The sequence below is a fragment of the Leptotrichia sp. oral taxon 417 genome, from assembly GCF_013394865.1.
In the GTDB taxonomy this organism is placed as follows: domain Bacteria; phylum Fusobacteriota; class Fusobacteriia; order Fusobacteriales; family Leptotrichiaceae; genus Leptotrichia; species Leptotrichia wadei_A.
In genome coordinates this window covers 2,163,390-2,179,445 of sequence record NZ_JABXYV010000001.1, presented here as the reverse complement: position 1 = coordinate 2,179,445, position 16,056 = coordinate 2,163,390, and the positions used below count along the sequence as shown (strand labels likewise).

General features: G+C 27.7%; 18 protein-coding genes and 8 tRNA genes. 22 read left to right on the top strand and 4 right to left on the bottom strand.

The window, feature by feature from the left end:
* Positions 1–199: 199 nt before the first annotated feature.
* Positions 200–496: a YciI family protein gene (locus HW276_RS10040; protein ID WP_147004304.1), complete on the bottom strand. Its 297-nt coding sequence runs from the start codon at positions 494–496 to the stop codon at positions 200–202.
* 224 nt (positions 497–720) lie between these two features.
* Between HW276_RS10040 and HW276_RS10035 the strand changes: the two genes are divergently transcribed.
* The 9 genes from HW276_RS10035 (at position 721) to HW276_RS09995 (ending at position 4,238) form a co-directional block, all read left to right on the top strand.
* A complete protein-coding gene (locus HW276_RS10035) occupies positions 721–3,201 on the top strand; it encodes an AMP-binding protein (RefSeq protein ID WP_178938334.1) in 2,481 nt (826 codons plus the stop codon).
* 275 nt (positions 3,202–3,476) lie between these two features.
* Positions 3,477–3,564, top strand: a tRNA-Leu gene (locus HW276_RS10030).
* Between the two features lie 12 nt (positions 3,565–3,576).
* Positions 3,577–3,652, top strand: a tRNA-Gly gene (locus HW276_RS10025).
* Between the two features lie 6 nt (positions 3,653–3,658).
* Positions 3,659–3,734, top strand: a tRNA-Lys gene (locus HW276_RS10020).
* A 15-nt stretch (positions 3,735–3,749) separates the two neighbouring features.
* Positions 3,750–3,826 (top strand) — tRNA-Arg (locus tag HW276_RS10015).
* A gap of 3 nt (positions 3,827–3,829) precedes the next feature.
* A tRNA-Ile gene (locus HW276_RS10010) sits at positions 3,830–3,906 on the top strand.
* Between the two features lie 12 nt (positions 3,907–3,918).
* A tRNA-Glu gene (locus HW276_RS10005) sits at positions 3,919–3,993 on the top strand.
* A gap of 78 nt (positions 3,994–4,071) precedes the next feature.
* Positions 4,072–4,158: transfer RNA gene (locus tag HW276_RS10000), tRNA-Ser, on the top strand.
* A gap of 4 nt (positions 4,159–4,162) precedes the next feature.
* Positions 4,163–4,238: transfer RNA gene (locus HW276_RS09995), tRNA-Phe, on the top strand.
* 171 nt (positions 4,239–4,409) lie between these two features.
* On the opposite strand, the gene HW276_RS09990 is transcribed toward HW276_RS09995, so the two are convergent.
* Genes HW276_RS09990 through HW276_RS09980 form a run of 3 tightly spaced genes read right to left on the bottom strand, consistent with a single transcriptional unit; the run spans position 4,410 to position 6,219 of the window.
* On the bottom strand, positions 4,410–5,429 hold the full coding sequence (locus HW276_RS09990) for a site-specific integrase (RefSeq protein WP_021747062.1): 1,020 nt from the start codon (positions 5,427–5,429) through the stop codon (positions 4,410–4,412).
* A 2-nt stretch (positions 5,430–5,431) separates the two neighbouring features.
* Positions 5,432–5,806 (bottom strand): hypothetical protein, encoded by a 375-nt coding sequence (locus HW276_RS09985; RefSeq protein WP_021747061.1) that lies wholly within the window; start codon positions 5,804–5,806, stop codon positions 5,432–5,434.
* Positions 5,807–5,856: 50 nt separating this feature from the next.
* Positions 5,857–6,219, bottom strand: coding sequence for a helix-turn-helix domain-containing protein (locus HW276_RS09980; protein WP_021747060.1), 363 nt, complete (start codon positions 6,217–6,219; stop codon positions 5,857–5,859).
* A gap of 242 nt (positions 6,220–6,461) precedes the next feature.
* Here HW276_RS09980 and HW276_RS09975 point away from each other — a divergent pair, with 242 nt between their 5' ends.
* The 13 genes from HW276_RS09975 to HW276_RS09915 all read left to right on the top strand — a co-directional run bounded on the left by HW276_RS09975 (position 6,462) and on the right by HW276_RS09915 (position 16,047).
* Positions 6,462–6,674 (top strand): hypothetical protein, encoded by a 213-nt coding sequence (locus HW276_RS09975; RefSeq protein ID WP_026749676.1) that lies wholly within the window; start codon positions 6,462–6,464, stop codon positions 6,672–6,674.
* Positions 6,675–6,833: 159 nt separating this feature from the next.
* A complete protein-coding gene (locus HW276_RS09970) occupies positions 6,834–7,556 on the top strand; it encodes a hypothetical protein (RefSeq protein WP_155826002.1) in 723 nt (240 codons plus the stop codon).
* Positions 7,546–8,256 (top strand): ATP-binding protein, encoded by a 711-nt coding sequence (locus HW276_RS09965; RefSeq protein WP_021747057.1) that lies wholly within the window; start codon positions 7,546–7,548, stop codon positions 8,254–8,256. Before HW276_RS09970 ends, HW276_RS09965 begins: the two co-directional genes overlap by 11 nt.
* The gene (locus HW276_RS09960) at positions 8,253–8,492 is read left to right on the top strand and encodes a hypothetical protein (RefSeq protein ID WP_021747056.1); all 240 of its coding nucleotides are present in this window, start codon (positions 8,253–8,255) and stop codon (positions 8,490–8,492) included. The genes HW276_RS09965 and HW276_RS09960 overlap by 4 nt, the downstream gene beginning before the upstream one ends.
* A 36-nt stretch (positions 8,493–8,528) precedes the next feature.
* The gene (locus HW276_RS09955; protein ID WP_021747055.1) at positions 8,529–9,317 is read left to right on the top strand and encodes a ParA family protein; all 789 of its coding nucleotides are present in this window, start codon (positions 8,529–8,531) and stop codon (positions 9,315–9,317) included.
* Positions 9,318–9,431: 114 nt separating this feature from the next.
* Positions 9,432–10,040 carry a hypothetical protein gene (locus HW276_RS09950; protein ID WP_036060405.1) on the top strand — a complete coding sequence of 203 codons (609 nt, stop codon included), beginning with the start codon at positions 9,432–9,434 and terminating at the stop codon, positions 10,038–10,040.
* A gap of 204 nt (positions 10,041–10,244) precedes the next feature.
* Positions 10,245–10,478, top strand: coding sequence for a hypothetical protein (locus HW276_RS09945; protein ID WP_178938333.1), 234 nt, complete (start codon positions 10,245–10,247; stop codon positions 10,476–10,478).
* Positions 10,479–10,536: 58 nt separating this feature from the next.
* On the top strand, positions 10,537–11,055 hold the full coding sequence (locus tag HW276_RS09940; protein WP_021747052.1) for a hypothetical protein: 519 nt from the start codon (positions 10,537–10,539) through the stop codon (positions 11,053–11,055).
* 113 nt (positions 11,056–11,168) lie between these two features.
* Entirely contained in the window at positions 11,169–11,573 is a 405-nt protein-coding gene (locus HW276_RS09935; protein ID WP_021747051.1) for a hypothetical protein, read from the top strand.
* Positions 11,574–11,575: 2 nt separating this feature from the next.
* A complete protein-coding gene (locus HW276_RS09930; protein WP_021747050.1) occupies positions 11,576–13,441 on the top strand; it encodes a MobA/MobL family protein in 1,866 nt (621 codons plus the stop codon).
* A 688-nt stretch (positions 13,442–14,129) separates the two neighbouring features.
* Positions 14,130–14,495 (top strand): hypothetical protein, encoded by a 366-nt coding sequence (locus HW276_RS09925; RefSeq protein ID WP_021747049.1) that lies wholly within the window; start codon positions 14,130–14,132, stop codon positions 14,493–14,495.
* A 2-nt stretch (positions 14,496–14,497) separates the two neighbouring features.
* Complete coding sequence (locus HW276_RS09920) at positions 14,498–15,205, top strand: type IV secretion system protein (RefSeq protein ID WP_021747048.1); 708 nt, start codon at positions 14,498–14,500, stop codon at positions 15,203–15,205.
* Between the two features lie 17 nt (positions 15,206–15,222).
* The gene (locus HW276_RS09915; RefSeq protein ID WP_178938332.1) at positions 15,223–16,047 is read left to right on the top strand and encodes a TrbG/VirB9 family P-type conjugative transfer protein; all 825 of its coding nucleotides are present in this window, start codon (positions 15,223–15,225) and stop codon (positions 16,045–16,047) included.
* The last annotated feature ends 9 nt before the right edge of the window (positions 16,048–16,056 follow it).

The following is a 16,056-nucleotide window of genomic DNA, read 5'->3' as shown; positions in this document are numbered from 1 at the left end:
TGAAATAAAGAACCTGTTTCTATTTTTGTTAATTATAGAGCAGGTTCTTTTTTATTGAATTAATATACTTGAAAATAATTTAAATTATGTTCTTGAACTATCTAAATTAATAATTATTTCACTTAGAATTTGTTTATTCAAATTATTTATATTAAGTCACCGGATTAAGTTAGATAATTCTAAAAATACTTTTTATTATTTATTTAGAATATTTTTCAAATTCCTTATCAAGCAATGCAGGTGTAAATTCAGTTATCACAGTTTCAATTAGATTATTTTTATAATAAGGGTCTTCCTTTAATATTTCTTCAAGTTCTTCCCTTGTTACGTTATATGCCAAGATAAGTCCTCCTGTTGGCGGATTTTGACGTCCTCCTGCGATAAATTTTCCAGCATCAATATTTTTTTGAATAAATGCAAAGTGATCTTGTCTAAATTTTCCCACTTCATCTAATGGCTTTGTATAAGTTGTAGCTACAATAAAAATTTGTTTCATAATCTTAATTTTCCTTTCTAAAATTGTCTTTTATATTTTACAATATATTTTAGAATAATCAATAAAAATATTTCGTTTGTTAGTAAAACTATAATGAATTTATTTATCATAATTAGTTTTATAAACAAATATTTAAATAATCAAAATAATCTAAAATTGAATTTTATCTGTGATTATGATATACTTAATTGAATTTTGAAAAATGTAAAAAAAGGAGGAAAATTATGTTTTTAGAAAGAACAGAAAGATTGGCGTTAGTTGATTTTGAGAATAAACATATTAATTATATTGACTTGATAAATAATATAAAATATTTTTCTGAATATATAGTTGATTTAGGAAGTGAAAAATTTGGGCTGATTGTTATGGAAAATCGTCCAGAATGGATTTACAGTTTTTTTTCCGTATGGGATAAAAGATCTGCTGGAATTGCCATTGATGCCAATAGTAATCCAAATGAAATTTTATATGTGCTGGAAGATTCACATCCAAATGTGGTTTTTTGTTCAGATGAAACAGAAAAAAATGTTTTGGAAGCAGTTGACAAATATAGCTTAAAAAGCAGCATAAAATTAGTAAATGTGGATAAAATTACTATTGAGCTGGAAAAAATGGATGTTATAAAAAATATGCAATTTGAGCTGGATAATCCGACTGGAGATGAAACAGCCGCTATGCTTTATACTTCAGGAACAACAGGGAATCCAAAAGGAGTAATGCTGTCGTTTAATAATTTAAATACTGAAATGGAAGGGCTTTATGAAAAGGGAATATTTGATTATAGAGATCAGATTTTAGCAATATTGCCGTTTCATCATGTTTTACCTTTAACTGCAAGCGTGCTTTTGATGATGAAATATCAGACATCAGTCGTATTTGCGAAAAAAATCGCTAGTAAGGAAATATTTGAAGCACTTGAAAAAAATAGGGTAACTGCCATAATTGGAGTGCCTAGAGTATTTAAACTGTTCTATGATGGGATAAAGCAGCAAATTGATGCAAAATTTATTACAAGATTTATTTATAAAATGATGAGCAATGTAAAATCATTGAAAATAAAAAGAAAAGTTTTTGCGAAAGTTCATAAAAAGTTTGGAGGTCACCTTGATTTTATCGTCGTTGGTGGAGCGAAAATGGATCCTGAAATTTCAAAATTTTACGAAACATTGGGATTTTATGCTTTGGAAGGTTATGGACTTACTGAAACTTCTCCAGTTATTGCTGTAAATTCAAAAAAAGAGAGAAAAATTGGAACTGTTGGGAAAAAGTTATATAATGTAGATATAAAAATTGTAGATGAAGAATTATGGGTTAAGGGACCAATTGTTATGAAGGGATATTACAATAAACCTGAAAAGACAGCAGAAGTGATTACTGAAGATGGATGGTTCAAAACAGGAGATTTAGCGACAATTGATGAAGAAGGATTTGTTACAATTCGTGGAAGAAAAAATACGATGATTGTCTTGTCAAATGGTAAGAATATTGATCCAGAAACGCTTGAAAATAGAGTAATTGCAAAAAGTAATGGCTTAATTAAGGAAATTGGAATTTTTAATCATCAGAATAAACTGGCTGCAATAATTGTTCCAGAATTGCTGGAATTTAGAAAACGTGGAATTACAAATACAAAGGCTTATATTAGAAATATTGTAGAAGATTATAATTTGAAGGCACATAATTATGAGAAGGTTCTTGATTATAAGTTATTTGAGGAAGAGTTGCCAAAAACTCGGGTTGGAAAAATACGTAGATTCATGTTGCCTGATTTATATGAAAAAAATGAAATTGTAAAAAAAGAAAAAACACCTGAGCCAACAGATGAAGCATATAAAATATTAAAGGAATATGTCAAGAAAAACAAAGGAATTGAGCCGCAGCCAGAAGAAAATCTGGAACTTGAAATTGGAATGGATTCCCTTGATATTGTAGAATTTTTTGCATTTATTGAAAATAGTTTTGGAATTCAGCTGGATGAAGAAAAATTTGCTGAAATGCCGAATTTAAAATTATTATCTGAATATATTAACCAAAAAGCTACAAAATTTGAAGATAATGATGTAGACTGGAAGCAAATTATCAGTGAAACGAAGCCTATACAAGACAATAAAAAGCGTTGGGTGACAAGATTCTTAAAAGCATTACAGCCAGTCGTTGACTTGTATTTTAGAGTGAGAAAAATTGACAAGAAAAAATTAACAAATGATCCACAAATTTTTGTATCAAATCACCAAAGTTTTGTAGATCCATTAATTTTAGGTTCATTATTTCCTGGAAAAATTGTTTTTAATACATTATTTTTAGCAATTGACTGGTATTTTAAAAAAGGTATAATGAAACTGCTTGTTTCAAATGGAAATGTTGTATTAATTGATATTAATAAAAATGTCAGAAAAAGTGTGGAAGAAATTGTAGGATATTTAAAAAGCGGAAAAAGTATTGTAATTTTTCCAGAAGGTGCGAGAACAAAAGATGGAAAAGTTGCCCAATTTAAAAAAGTATTTGCTATTATAGCAAAGGAATTAAATATTGATATTCAATGTATTGGTATAAAAGGAGCATTTGAGGCATATTCGAGATATATGAAATTTCCAAAGCCTAAAAAGATTGAGGTAGCAGTGCTGGAAAAATTTAAGCCAGAAGGAACTTATGATGAAATAGCTCAAAAGGCAGAAAAAATTATAAGGGAATATGTTGAAAAATAAAGGAAAAAGCTAAATATTTATAGTGACTTTTTTAAATTTATGTTATTATTATTTTACATAGTAAGAATGATCCTTTCTAATTTTGTAAGAGATTTTAGTATATCATTTTTACTATGTTTTTTTAATATATTTTTTTGTTGCATTTGATTATACAATACACTTTTAAAAAAATGTAAAAAAATCGAAAAAAAGTGTTGACAATATAATTTAGATATGATATACTAATTGAGTAGTTGTGAGTAAGTAAAAGAAATGCTAAAAATAAGGTTACCAATGCCTTGGTGGCGAAATCGGTAGACGCACAGGACTTAAAATCCTGTGGGAATTTATCCCGTGCCGGTTCAAGTCCGGCCCGAGGCACCACAATCATATTATGCGGGAGTAGCTCAGTTGGTAGAGCGTCAGCCTTCCAAGCTGAATGTCGCGAGTTCGACCCTCGTCTCCCGCTCCAAAATATGAGCCATTAGCTCAGTCGGTAGAGCACTTGACTTTTAATCAAGGTGTCACTGGTTCGATCCCAGTATGGCTCACCATCTAAATAACCATATGTGCCTGTAGCTCAGTTGGATAGAGCAACGGCCTTCTAAGCCGTGGGCCAGGAGTTCGAATCTCTTCAGGCACGCCATATGGATCCATAGCTCAGCTGGTTAGAGCACTCGGCTCATAACCGAGCGGTCGCTGGTTCAAGTCCAGCTGGATCCACCATTTGAGTTTTATGCGGCCTTCGTCTAGTGGTTAGGACTCCAGGTTTTCATCCTGGCAACAGGGGTTCGATCCCCCTAGGCCGTACCATTTATTCTTTTAGGACCATAATTTAAAATTGTGGTATTTTTTTTGGAAAGTATAATGTTAATATTTTAATAGAGTTGTGGGTGGATGTCCGAACGGCTAAGGGACCGGTCTTGAAAACCGGCGAAATCGCAAGATGTCTGGGTTCGAATCCCAGTTCACCCGCCATTATGCCCAGATAGCTCAGTCGGTAGAGCAAGGGACTGAAAATCCCTGTGTCCGTGGTTCGATTCCGCGTCTGGGCACCATTAGAATAGTTAAAAATGTGATATATAGTGCAAATCAGTGTTTATGCTGAATTGCACTTTTTTCTTTTATTTATAGTACTTTGCAGTTTTATCCTGTCTTAATCTGTTTCTATTTATTTCAATACATTAAAAATTTATTGGCAACTTACTGGCAACTTATTGGCAACTATTTTAATAGACTAATTTATTTATAACATCTCTTAATTCTTTGATAGTCCAATGAGTGTATACACCATCTGTAATGTCTTTTTCCTTATGTCCAACAATTTTTTTTATTTTTGAAGCTGATTCATTTTTTAAACGTCGCATTTTAGTTATGAATGTATGTCTAATTGAATGTAAATTACCTGAAGTATTGTATTCTGAAAGAATTTTATCAAATTGATACTTTAAAGAATCATATTGTTCTTTAAACAAATACTTGTCGTCATTCATAAATTTTTTTATAATAGGAAAAATTAAATGATGAATAGGAATTTGCCTATTCATTCCGGCTTCGGTTTTTGATCCTGTTACAAAGTATCGCTCTTTTAAGTTAATATTTTTATTTTCTATTCTAAGTAGATCTGCACTTCTCATTCCAGAATAGAATAACATCAAAATCATAGCACTATACCTATCTTTAGTATTTTCATATCTTTTCCATAAAAGTCTTACAAAATTATCTTCAAACACTACTCTTTCAACAGTTTTGGTAATTTGTGATGAAGATTCTAAATATAGTGGGATATTTTCTGATACAATTTTATTCTTTATTGCATCTACATATATTGATTTTAAAACTGTAAGAGCTGCTTTTCCTTTATTTTTAGCATACTTATCAAGTCTTGTCTGATAATCTTTATAATCAAGAAATATAAATTTACATTCTAGTATATCTTCAAATATACTTTTGAAATCAGTAGAATATCTGTAAAATGTTTCTTCTGTTTTTATATTTTTAACGTGATTTGATTCAGTCCAGTGATTAAATAAATCAATTAATTTTAAATCGGCATAATCAACATTTAAATTTCTTGAATTAAATTCAAAAAGTATTTTTTTGGCTTCTTTTAAGGTTTCAGCACTTCCTATAATAGGTCTTTTATATTTCCCTTCTTCTGTTAAATAAGCAGCTGCTCGTACAATATATGGCTTTCTTGATTTCCCTTTCTTCTTAAAAATACTTCCTGTTCCGTTAGGATTTCTCATTGTTAAACACCTGCCTTGCTTGAAAGTGCTTTTACTAATAAAGAAATACTTTTAGATTTAAATTTTTTATTTTCAATGATGTTCCACACTTGAAGATGATAAATTAAATTATTTTTGTTTAATTTAAATTCAAAGAAAGTATTTTTTCCGTAACTTTGATTACCATAAATTAGAATATAAAAATTGAGCCATTTCAATTCTTCAAAATTTAAATTTTGATACAGAATAACATAAATTTTTTGATCGTGAAAAATAATTCTAGCTTCTCTTTTTTCATTTGTATTGAAATCATTTATAATTTCAACTTTATCATGCATAACTTTAAACACCTCTTTTCTGCCAGTGTTTTCAGTTACTTTTTTAAAATTTCTTTCCATAAGAAATCCTCCTTGTATAATATATTTATACAGAGTAGAATTTCTTAAAATTATTCAATATTTTTTATGATAAATTTATAGTATTTTTTTAAAAATTTTTTTATTTCTTCACTATCTATTGATAGGGACTCTAATAATTGTTTATTTACAAGCATTATTGCATTAATATCTTCAATGTTATGTATATTTTCATTATGAGATTTTATATTTTTATCATTATCTAAAAGAAAATAATTGGGATCTTTTTTATAAATTTTAGATAATAGTAGTATTTTGTCTGAAGGAATATTCTTTATCTTTCCTGTTTCATAGTCGTGTAAAGTAATTCTATGTAAACCAGTTAATTCAGATAGTTCATTCAAGGTATATCCCTGTTTCTCTCTTTCGAATTTTAATTTTTCATGTAGTTTCATTTGTCCTCCCGACTAAAAATTATATTAGATTAGTATATTTTTATATAGAAGCTAATAAATACAAATAAATTATAACATATTTATCAGTAATAACAAAAAAGAAATAGTATTTTATTTCAAAAAAAAATTTAAAACTTATTTTATTAAATAAATATGTTGAAAACTTACGAAAATGTGATATAATTGAATTAAGTAAAAATAAATTGTAATAAATTTAAATTAATCAAGAAAGGATGATAAAAATGAAAAAAAAAGGGAAATCTTTATATACTGTAACAGGGATTTCTAAACAAATAAATTTAAGTTACTGGAAATTTGTAGCATTAGCAAGAAGAGGAGATTTAGATTTTGTTAAAGCGGAAAAAATAAATGGTATTTGGAAATATTATTTTGATCCATTAAAAACAGCTAAATATCTTAATGAATACAAAGAAGTAACTAAAGGAAGAGTATAATAAATTTTGATATGTTTCAATTTATTGAGAAATAAAATTGAAAATTATTTAAAGAATTAAAGGAATTTAAAAGAGGAAGGTGGATAAGTGGCTGTATTTAAGGTAAATAAAAATAATAATTATACGGTAATTTCAAACACTCACTTGAAAGAAAGAAAGATGACATTAAAAGCAAAAGGATTATTGACACTAATGTTAAGTTTACCTCCTGATTGGGATTATTCTATAGAAGGTTTAATTTCTATTTGTGTTGAAGGAGAGCGAGCTATAAATAGCACTTTAAATGAATTAAAAGAATTTGGATATTTAAGAATAGAAAAATTACCACCTCGAAAAGGAAAAAATCAATTTGAGTATATTTATAATATTTATGAAAAACCTTTGAAAAAAGAAGAACGCCAATTAAAAAATGTAGAGGTACAAAATGTAGGTCTACAAAATGTAAAACTACAAAGTGAAGCCGTACAAAATCAAGGACAATTAAATACTAATACATTAAGTACTAAAGAATTAAATACTAAGTTATTAAATACTTATTCTCTCTTTATGGAAAAATGGAATGAATTAGCAAAAGAATGTGAATTAAGTTTAATTAAATCTTTTACAGAGAACAGAAGGAAAAAATTATTTGAACTACTTGAGAAATTTACTCAGGAGGAAATCTTAGAAACTATGTTTAAAATAAAAAATATAAATTTTTTACTTGGAAGAACTGATAAATCAAACTGGAAAATATCATTTGATGATTTTCTGAATGAGGAAAAGTTTATAAAAATATTGGAAGGAGCTTATTATGATGAAGTTAAGTCAACTGGCAGAAAACAAGATAAAAAAATTGCAAAACCAAAATCAGCAGGAACCAAAAAAGAGTATGGATTCTGATGATAGGTTAAAGGAGGCGATACAAGCAGGTAGACAACTTAGGCAACAGGAATTACGGAAAAAAATTGAATATTTTCTTAATATTTCAAGTTTGCCGGTTCGATGGAAAGAATACGTTTTTGAAAATTCTGAAATATTATCTGAAAAAGAAAAAATAATTAAACAGAAACTTGAATATTATTGTGAGCATTTTAAAGAAGCTCAAAAGAATGGGTTAGGATTGTATTTATGTGGAGAGATAGGTACAGGAAAAAGTTTTTACAGCCTGTGTGTGTTTAATGAAATGCTAAAAAATGATTATAAAGTCTATAGAACTACTTTAAATGGAATTTATCAGAGAATCCAGTCAACTTTTAGTAATTTTAATAATTTAACTGAAGAACAGGTTTTTAAGGATTTACTTCAAGCAGATTTGATAATACTAGATGACTTGGGAAAGGAAAATATATCAGAAACTTGGGGAAAGTCAAAGTTATATACAATATTTAATTTTTTCTATGAAAAAGAAAAATGTATTATTGTATCAACAAATTTAGGAAAAGAAGAAATTGCTGATTTTATGGATACACAAGGAAATGATGCACTACTGGACAGATTTCGTGAGAGACTGGATACTTTGGAGTTTGTATGGGAAAGCAGAAGGAAGGAAATAGGAAAGAAATTATTTGAAGAATTTTGGAAAGTGAGGAAAGTAAAATGAGTGCAAATGTTGATTTAGAAAAAGTTGCGGCTTTAATAGGGGAATCAATAGATTTTGTAAGGGTAAATTTACAAGAAGGAACACTTTTAATTGATGGTGAGCCAATAGGTTATGCGGTTAAAAAAAAGGAAACTCAGAAAAATTTCTTTTATATAGTTGATCCAATTAGATTTGTTAAATATATAAAAGAATTAAGAAAATCACTTGTAGAATTAGAAGAAATGGAAATAAAATGAATTTATAATAATAAAAAAAATTCAGGAGGAAATAAAATGAAAATAATTAGTGTGATTAATCCAAAAGGTGGAGCTGGGAAAACAGTAACAGGGATAAATATTGCTTATGCTTTAAAAAATAAAGGGAAAACAGTTTTATTAATTGATACAGATCCAAGAGGGGCGATAGCTTCATATCTTGATGTAAGAAATGATAATACAATTTTTGAAGCATTAAAGGAGTGCTATGATAGTTTAGGAATGGTAAACAAGGAGAAGTATATAAACGAAAAAAATGGAGCGGATATAATAATTAGTAATATTTATTTCAATCAGATTGATGAATTTTTCAAAAGAGAAGGAGATGAAAGTGGGCAGGAGCAACTGAAAATATTTAAGGATTTTTTTGAAAACTTTAGTGAATATGATTTTATAGTAATTGATACAGAAGGTACTGTGAATAACACAATAAGAGGTATTTTAAATGTAACAGACTATGTTTTTGCGCCTTCAAAAGCTTCATTTATAGATACGAATGGACTTAGGGATTTACTTGAAATGATGGAAATTGCAAAAATGGATAATCCCAAAATTAAACTTTATAAAATATTTTTTGTGCAAGTGAAGGAAAATACAAAAGTGTTTAAAAAAGCACATATGGCAATGAAAAAGATTTTAAAAGAAAAGTATTCGGATATTTATGTGAGAGAAGATGCAAATATCTCAAATTCGATGGAAGAACATAGGGATATATTTAGTTTTAAGAAGAGTAGCAATGCAGCAATAGATTATAAAAATTTAGTAAATGAATTTTTGTATAATGAAGTTTGTATAAATAAAAAATAGGAAGGATTTTCTCGCATTTGGGGAAACCAATAGAACAATAATAATTTAATAACTGTGTAAAAATTGAATCACAGTTATTTGAATTGTTTATAATTTTTTTTGGCAGGAGATATTATGGATAGACAGGAACTGTTAAATATTAATAAAAATCGAAAAATAGAAGTTGAAAGTTATCATAGTAGTTTTGATTTTGATAAATATGAGATAACTGATGAAAATGTTATAAAGGAAGTAACTCAGACTGAGGAAGATATACAGCAGATTGGAAAGTTTATGGCAAAAAAAGCTCTTGAGATGGGAAGAAAACTGAAAAGAATTCAGCAAATTTTATCAAGTCATGGAACAGGAACATTTGTAGCCTGGTTTAATTCGTTAGGGCTTGATAAGAATATGGTTTATCGTGAAATTAACAGATGGGAACAGTTTGAAAAATACAGAAATCCTGCAATTGCAGAAGCAAGTGTTAGGACATTGGAATATATAAAGAAAAACAATGATAAACTCGAAGAAGCGGAGATTGTGGAAATTCTTGAAGATCCACTTGAAGCAGCTAAAAAGATTAAGGAAATAGAAAAAAAAGGCAAGGAAGAAATAGAAATTAATTTTGATGAAAAAATACAGAAATTAAGTAAAAAAATTGAGAAAGCATATAAAAATATTGAAAAATGGGAGATGGAAATAAAAAAATTGAAAAGTAGGAATGATGATTTTGAAGAAGATTGATAAAAATAAGATAAATTCAATAAAAATTAAGGATAAAAGTATGGTTGTTAATTACTAGGGATGTTATTTTGATGAATATAAATTAATTTGAAATGGTTTTTCTCATGTGTGAGAAAATCAAAATTATTTTAAGAAAGGAAACGAGATAGGAAATTGAAATATTTTGTTAAAGTATTAATGATTTTAGGGATATTCATAATTGTTATGAGTATAATAAAATTTCAGGAAAATAATTTAAAAAATAAAGCAAAAGAGAATAAAGATATTCAAGAGAAACAACAACAGGAAATTTTAGATATTTGTAGAATAAATAAAGTTATGAAGATATATAGTCAAAATGACGGCGAAAGTTTTTATGTTGTTCTTGAGAATAAAAATATTTATAAAGTTGATGAAGATATGCTGGGAAATTATACAATTGGAGAATATTGTAAATAAATTAATAATTTTTCTCACGTGTGAAAAAATTTAAAATTACATATAAGGATGATGATATATGAACATAATAAATAATACATTAAATAATAAAACTCAAATTGAAGTTGATGATAGAATAATAGATGTAAATGATATTGAAAAAATTGAAAGAAATCCGTTTTCGTTTAAAATATTTAAGTTAAATATAAAATTAATTACAGGAGAAGTCATTCAGGAAAAATATAAATCACTTAGTGAAATGCACAAAAGTTATGAGAAATTGATAATGGAAGCTGGATTTGACTTTTCTGGGAAATTAAGAGAAGAAAGAGTAAAATATACAAACGGAAATATATATTTAAGAAATTTGATAATTACTTCTAGCGAGTTAATAGGGATAAGGCGAATTGAAGAGTTAAGGAAAGGATTAAAATCAATGATGTATCGAGGAGCAAAAGGAATGTATGATACTAAAATAGAACTATTTTTGAAAGGTGGGAATGTTATTACTTTAGAAGCGGAAAATGAAAAGTACGGTGAATATGATTTTGAGCAATTAAAAAAAATTGTTGAATCAAAAAAATGTATAGCAGAATAAAATAAGAACTAAACTAATCGTAATATATATTATGGTTAGTTTTTGTAATTATGAGAAGATTAAAATACTAAAAAGAAAGTTTAAATATTTAAAAAATAATTTGGGAGGGATATATGAAAATATATGATATAAGATTATTAAGAACAACGACGGGAAAGGAGCATATATGTTTTTTTTACAAGACTTTACCTAAAAAAAGGATAAATGAAACAATAGATATTTTTAAGAGAAATGTAGGATTAATAGTAAACAATCAAATAAATGATATAAAAATAAAGGAATATATAAGCGAGGAAACATTTGTAAAAATTATGAAAATGATAAAAGTAAGTGATAATAAAATGGGAAAATACAATATGAAGTTGTATAGAAATGATAAAATATGGATGTATAAAATTGAAAATATTTCAGATGTTGATATAAACTTTAAAGATTGTGATATTTTATTAGACAGAAGTTTTTTCATAAATAATAAATATATAAAATATGTGATTATAAAAAATAATACGGGGGTATAATTGTGGCGATATTTCATCTTAGAATGAAGAAAAGCAAAAGAGGAAGTAAATATATTCCGCCTACTGTACATTCGGATTACATAAACAGAGAGAAAAAATATGATAAAAAAAAGGATTTACTTTTTAAAGAAGTAAGGAATCTTCCTGAAGAGTTTAATGACATCAAAGACTTTTGGGAATGTGCAGAAACTTATGAGAGAAAAAATTCTAATCTGTACAGGGAACTTGAAATTTCATTGCCGAGAGAGTTTACTCCCAAAGAAAATAAAAAGATAGTGGATAATTTTTGTGAAAATCTTTTTGGAAAAGAATATGTGTATAACTATGCAATGCACAATCCAAAAAGTTTTGATGGGGATATGCAACCACATGTGCATATAATGTTTTTTGAAAGGAAAATTGATGATATTAAAAGAGATAAGAATAAGTATTTTAAGAGATATAATTCTAAAAATGTAGAAAAAGGCGGTTGGAGAAAAGATGAAAAATGGAATGAGAGAAGTACGTTAAAAAATATAAGGAAAGAATGGGAAACGTTTTTAAATTTTGAACTTGAAAAAAAAGGAATAGAGAAAGTAAGTGCAAAATCGTTAAAGGATCAGAAAAGGGATGCAGAAAATAATAATGACTATAAGAAAGTTTATGAGTTAAACCGTGAACCAGTAAATATTGATGGCAAGATTTTGTATAGAAAAGAAAGTGAGTTAAGTGATAAGGAAAAAGTTAAGAAGAGAATATTTAATAAAAGCAGAATTTTAAAAGCTGGAACAGATTTAATGAAAAAATTACTTGAAAAATTGAAAAAATTGGAAAGGGAATATGAAAGTTTAAAAAGAGATAAAATAGAAGATTTAGAAAATTTGGAAAAATTGAGAAGGTTAGAAAAAAGTGTCAGGGATATAAAAAAGAAGATGTCAAAAGATAAAATTGAAAATACTGTATATAACTTGATGACAGATAAAAAGTACTATAAATTTCTGAATGAGAACAAAAAAATTGACAAGGAACTAAAAAACACAAAAGAGAAAAACAGGATAAAATATTTAAAAATTATAAAAGAAAAGAATTTAAAAAATTTAGAAAGTTTAAGAAATGAAATTCAAAATGACTGGAAAAAGAAGTATATTTTTGATAAACGAGTTGAAAATATTAGGGAAAAATATTTAAGAAAAATTGCAAATTTTGAAAATGAAAAGGACATGATATATGAAAATTTAAAAGAGAAAAACATTAAATACAATGATGAAAAAAATGGATTGTATAATATAAATCATTTGCAATTTATTTATGAAAAAGATGGACTGAAAGAGATAAATAAAATTGAAAAAGAACTAAAAAAATTAGTGAAAGAGTTAGATAATAATGAAGAAATAGTCAGTCAGGAAACTTTGATAAAAGATAAATATTCAAGTTATGAATTTTCAAAATTGGAGAAAAATATTGCGGAGAGTAAAATTAAAATAGAAGGATTGCAAAAAGAACTTAACAAAAATTTGGATGTAAGTGAGCAAAAATATTACTTGGGCTGGTTAAAAAGAGAAGTAAAAATAAAGGAGGATTGTGAGGCAAGAAAAGAAAATATTGAAATAAAAATCCAAAAAAAATTACAGGATGAACTTCTAAAAAATGGCAATTTCAAAGTTCAGGAAAGGGAAAAAGTTAAAAAAATTATCAAGAATATAGAAGCCATAAAAGTGTTGGATAAGAAAAAAAGATTGTCTGAAAAACGACAAGTAAGTATAAAAAAATGGAACAGGAAAAAGAAAAGTAAAAGTTTAAATGGTGCAAATTATGATAAAAATTTAGGAGGTATAAGTGGTGATTTTAGGATAGAAGATATGGAAGTTTTGGATGAGTTGGAAAGGTAAAAAGTTTTAATGAGAGTAAATATAAATAAATTTAAGGGCAGTAAAAAGCTGTCCTTTTTTGTAAAAATAAGTTTTTGAAGGTATAAATATTATTAATTTCTTAGAAATTAAACACGAACGAAGTGAGTTTTTGAGTGTAAACGAAAGCCATTTTTTCACAATTTTTTGTGGGGAAAAAATCACGGTAAGTTTCTAAAAATTTTTAAATTTGAGAAACTTGTAAGCGTGCTTTCCAAAATTTAGAAAAATTTGGGAAAGTTTATGTGGAAAAAAATTTTTAAAAGGGCTTGACTTTTTGAAAAAATTGAGGTAACATTAATGCAAGAATAAAATAGCGTAAAAAATGAGAGCCCAGTTTTAGGAGGTGCATAGGCAGGATACAGAACTTTTCCTTAAACTCATTTTAAAAGAAGAATAAAACAAAGTAGCGTAAAATTAAATATAGAGAGCCTAAATGCAGAATTATTGGAAAAAACATTTCTGAGATTTTGTACAGGCTCTTTTTTTGTTCAAAAGCGAGGTGAAAATATGAAATTAGATTTAAATATTAGGAGTCCTTAACCAGAATATTGTGATAAAAAACAAATATATAAAATTAAATATAGGAGCCTGAGTGCAGAATTATCGGAAAAAATATTTCTGAAATTTTGTACAGGCTCTTTTTTTGTATAAAAGGGGATGATAAATAATGAAAAAAATAAAAGTTAAGAATGTATTGTTAAATAAAAAATTTCAATTACTGTGTCTAATAATTTTGTTTTTGGTAACAACTGTGATAAGTCAGGCAACTACAAGTGGAAATGCGGGGATATTTGCAACGCTTGTAACTTTTCTGACAAATATGAATAATGGACTGAAAATAGTCTTTTCACTTGGGGCTATTGGGTGCATAGGATTTGGAGTATTCAAAATGTTGACTGATCCAAACATGACAGCAATAATAACTCTGTTAATAGGGGTGGCTTTGGCACTTGCACTTATTTTTGGTTCAGAAGATATAGTAAAAGGACTTGGTGGAACTATGATTGATACAGCTCTTTTGGAAGGAGTATAGACTTGGATTTGAAAAGAATAAGCAGGAAAAGGGATATTTTTAAATTAAGGACTGATGTCAAAAGAGAAAAGACAAGTTTTGAAAAAAGGGCTGAAACTTTGTTTGAACTTGCGGAAACAAATGCAAAGTTAAAAAAGGGATTAGGAACAAGCATAGTTGTTATTCTTGTCTTATGTTTAGTACTGGCATATTTCGCTATAAGAACAAATATAAAGGTATTTCTTGTTCAGGTTGACAAAACAACAGGAGCTCCAATGGAAGTGAATGTATTGACAAAATCCAATGTGAAAGTTGGGGAGAAGGAAACAAAATATTTTATATCAAAATTCATTTTGGATGTAAGAACTCTTCCAAAAGACACAGCATATTATGATAATAAGTTAAAGGAAAATGCTTTTTTCTTAACACAAAATTCGCAAAAAAAATTGGATGCGATGATTCAGGAAACAGGAACAATACAAATGCTTGCAGATAAAATTACAACGAATGTAAATATAGTTTCAGCTAACAAACTTACAAATACTTCAAATACTTATCAAGTCAGATGGAAGGAAAAACAGTTTTCTGAAACAGGGATGGAAATACAGGATGCGAGCTATCTTGGAGTATTTACTGTGGAATATGTGAATGAAAAAAATGAGGAACTGGTGGCTAAAAATCCATTGGGAATAATAATAAAGGATTTTACAATTTCGAGGGAAAATAATTAGAAAAATGAGGGAGATGTATGATAAAGAACAAGTTAAAAAAATTTAATAGAAAAATATTATCAGTGCTGTTTTTGATAATAATGTCGGTTAATATTTTTGCAAATGATGGAAATGTAAAAGAGAATATTACGGTAGATGTGGTAAAAAATAGTCAGAAAATATTTGATGATGATGGAATATTAAGTGGAAAAAAGGATGCAATAAAAAAGACAGCCGTTATATTTAATTATGCGGAAAACAGCATATATGAAGTTTATTCCAAGCCAGACTATTTAACGACTTTAAGGCTTGCTCCAAATGAAAAAGTGGTATTTAAGGCTGGCGGAGATACAGAACGTTGGATGATTGAAGAGGCGACAGGTGGGAAAGAGAACAGAACATATATATACATAAAGCCGCTTGAAGAAGATATAAAGACTAACATAAATATAGTTACAGACAAGCACAGTTACTTTATTAATATTGAATCCACAAATGGAGAATACAATCCTTTAGTTGAATGGCAATATCCAAATGAGAGAAAAATATTAATGGACGAATATGAGGCTCATACGGAAAGTATTGGCACAACAGACTTAATGAAACTGAATTACAGATATTCGTGGAACAAGAACTCAAAACTTTCTCCAGTTCAAGTATTTGACAACGGAGAAAAGACATTCATAGTATTAAAGTCAAATTTGCAGGAAATGCCAGCTTTTTATGTAAAAGGGTTGGATAATCAACTATCTTTAGTTAATACAAAAATTGAAGGACGTAATGTTATGATTGACAATGTTGTAAAAGAAATATATATGACACTTGGAAAAAATACATTGAAGATATATAACCAGAAAAAATAGAAAAGGGGG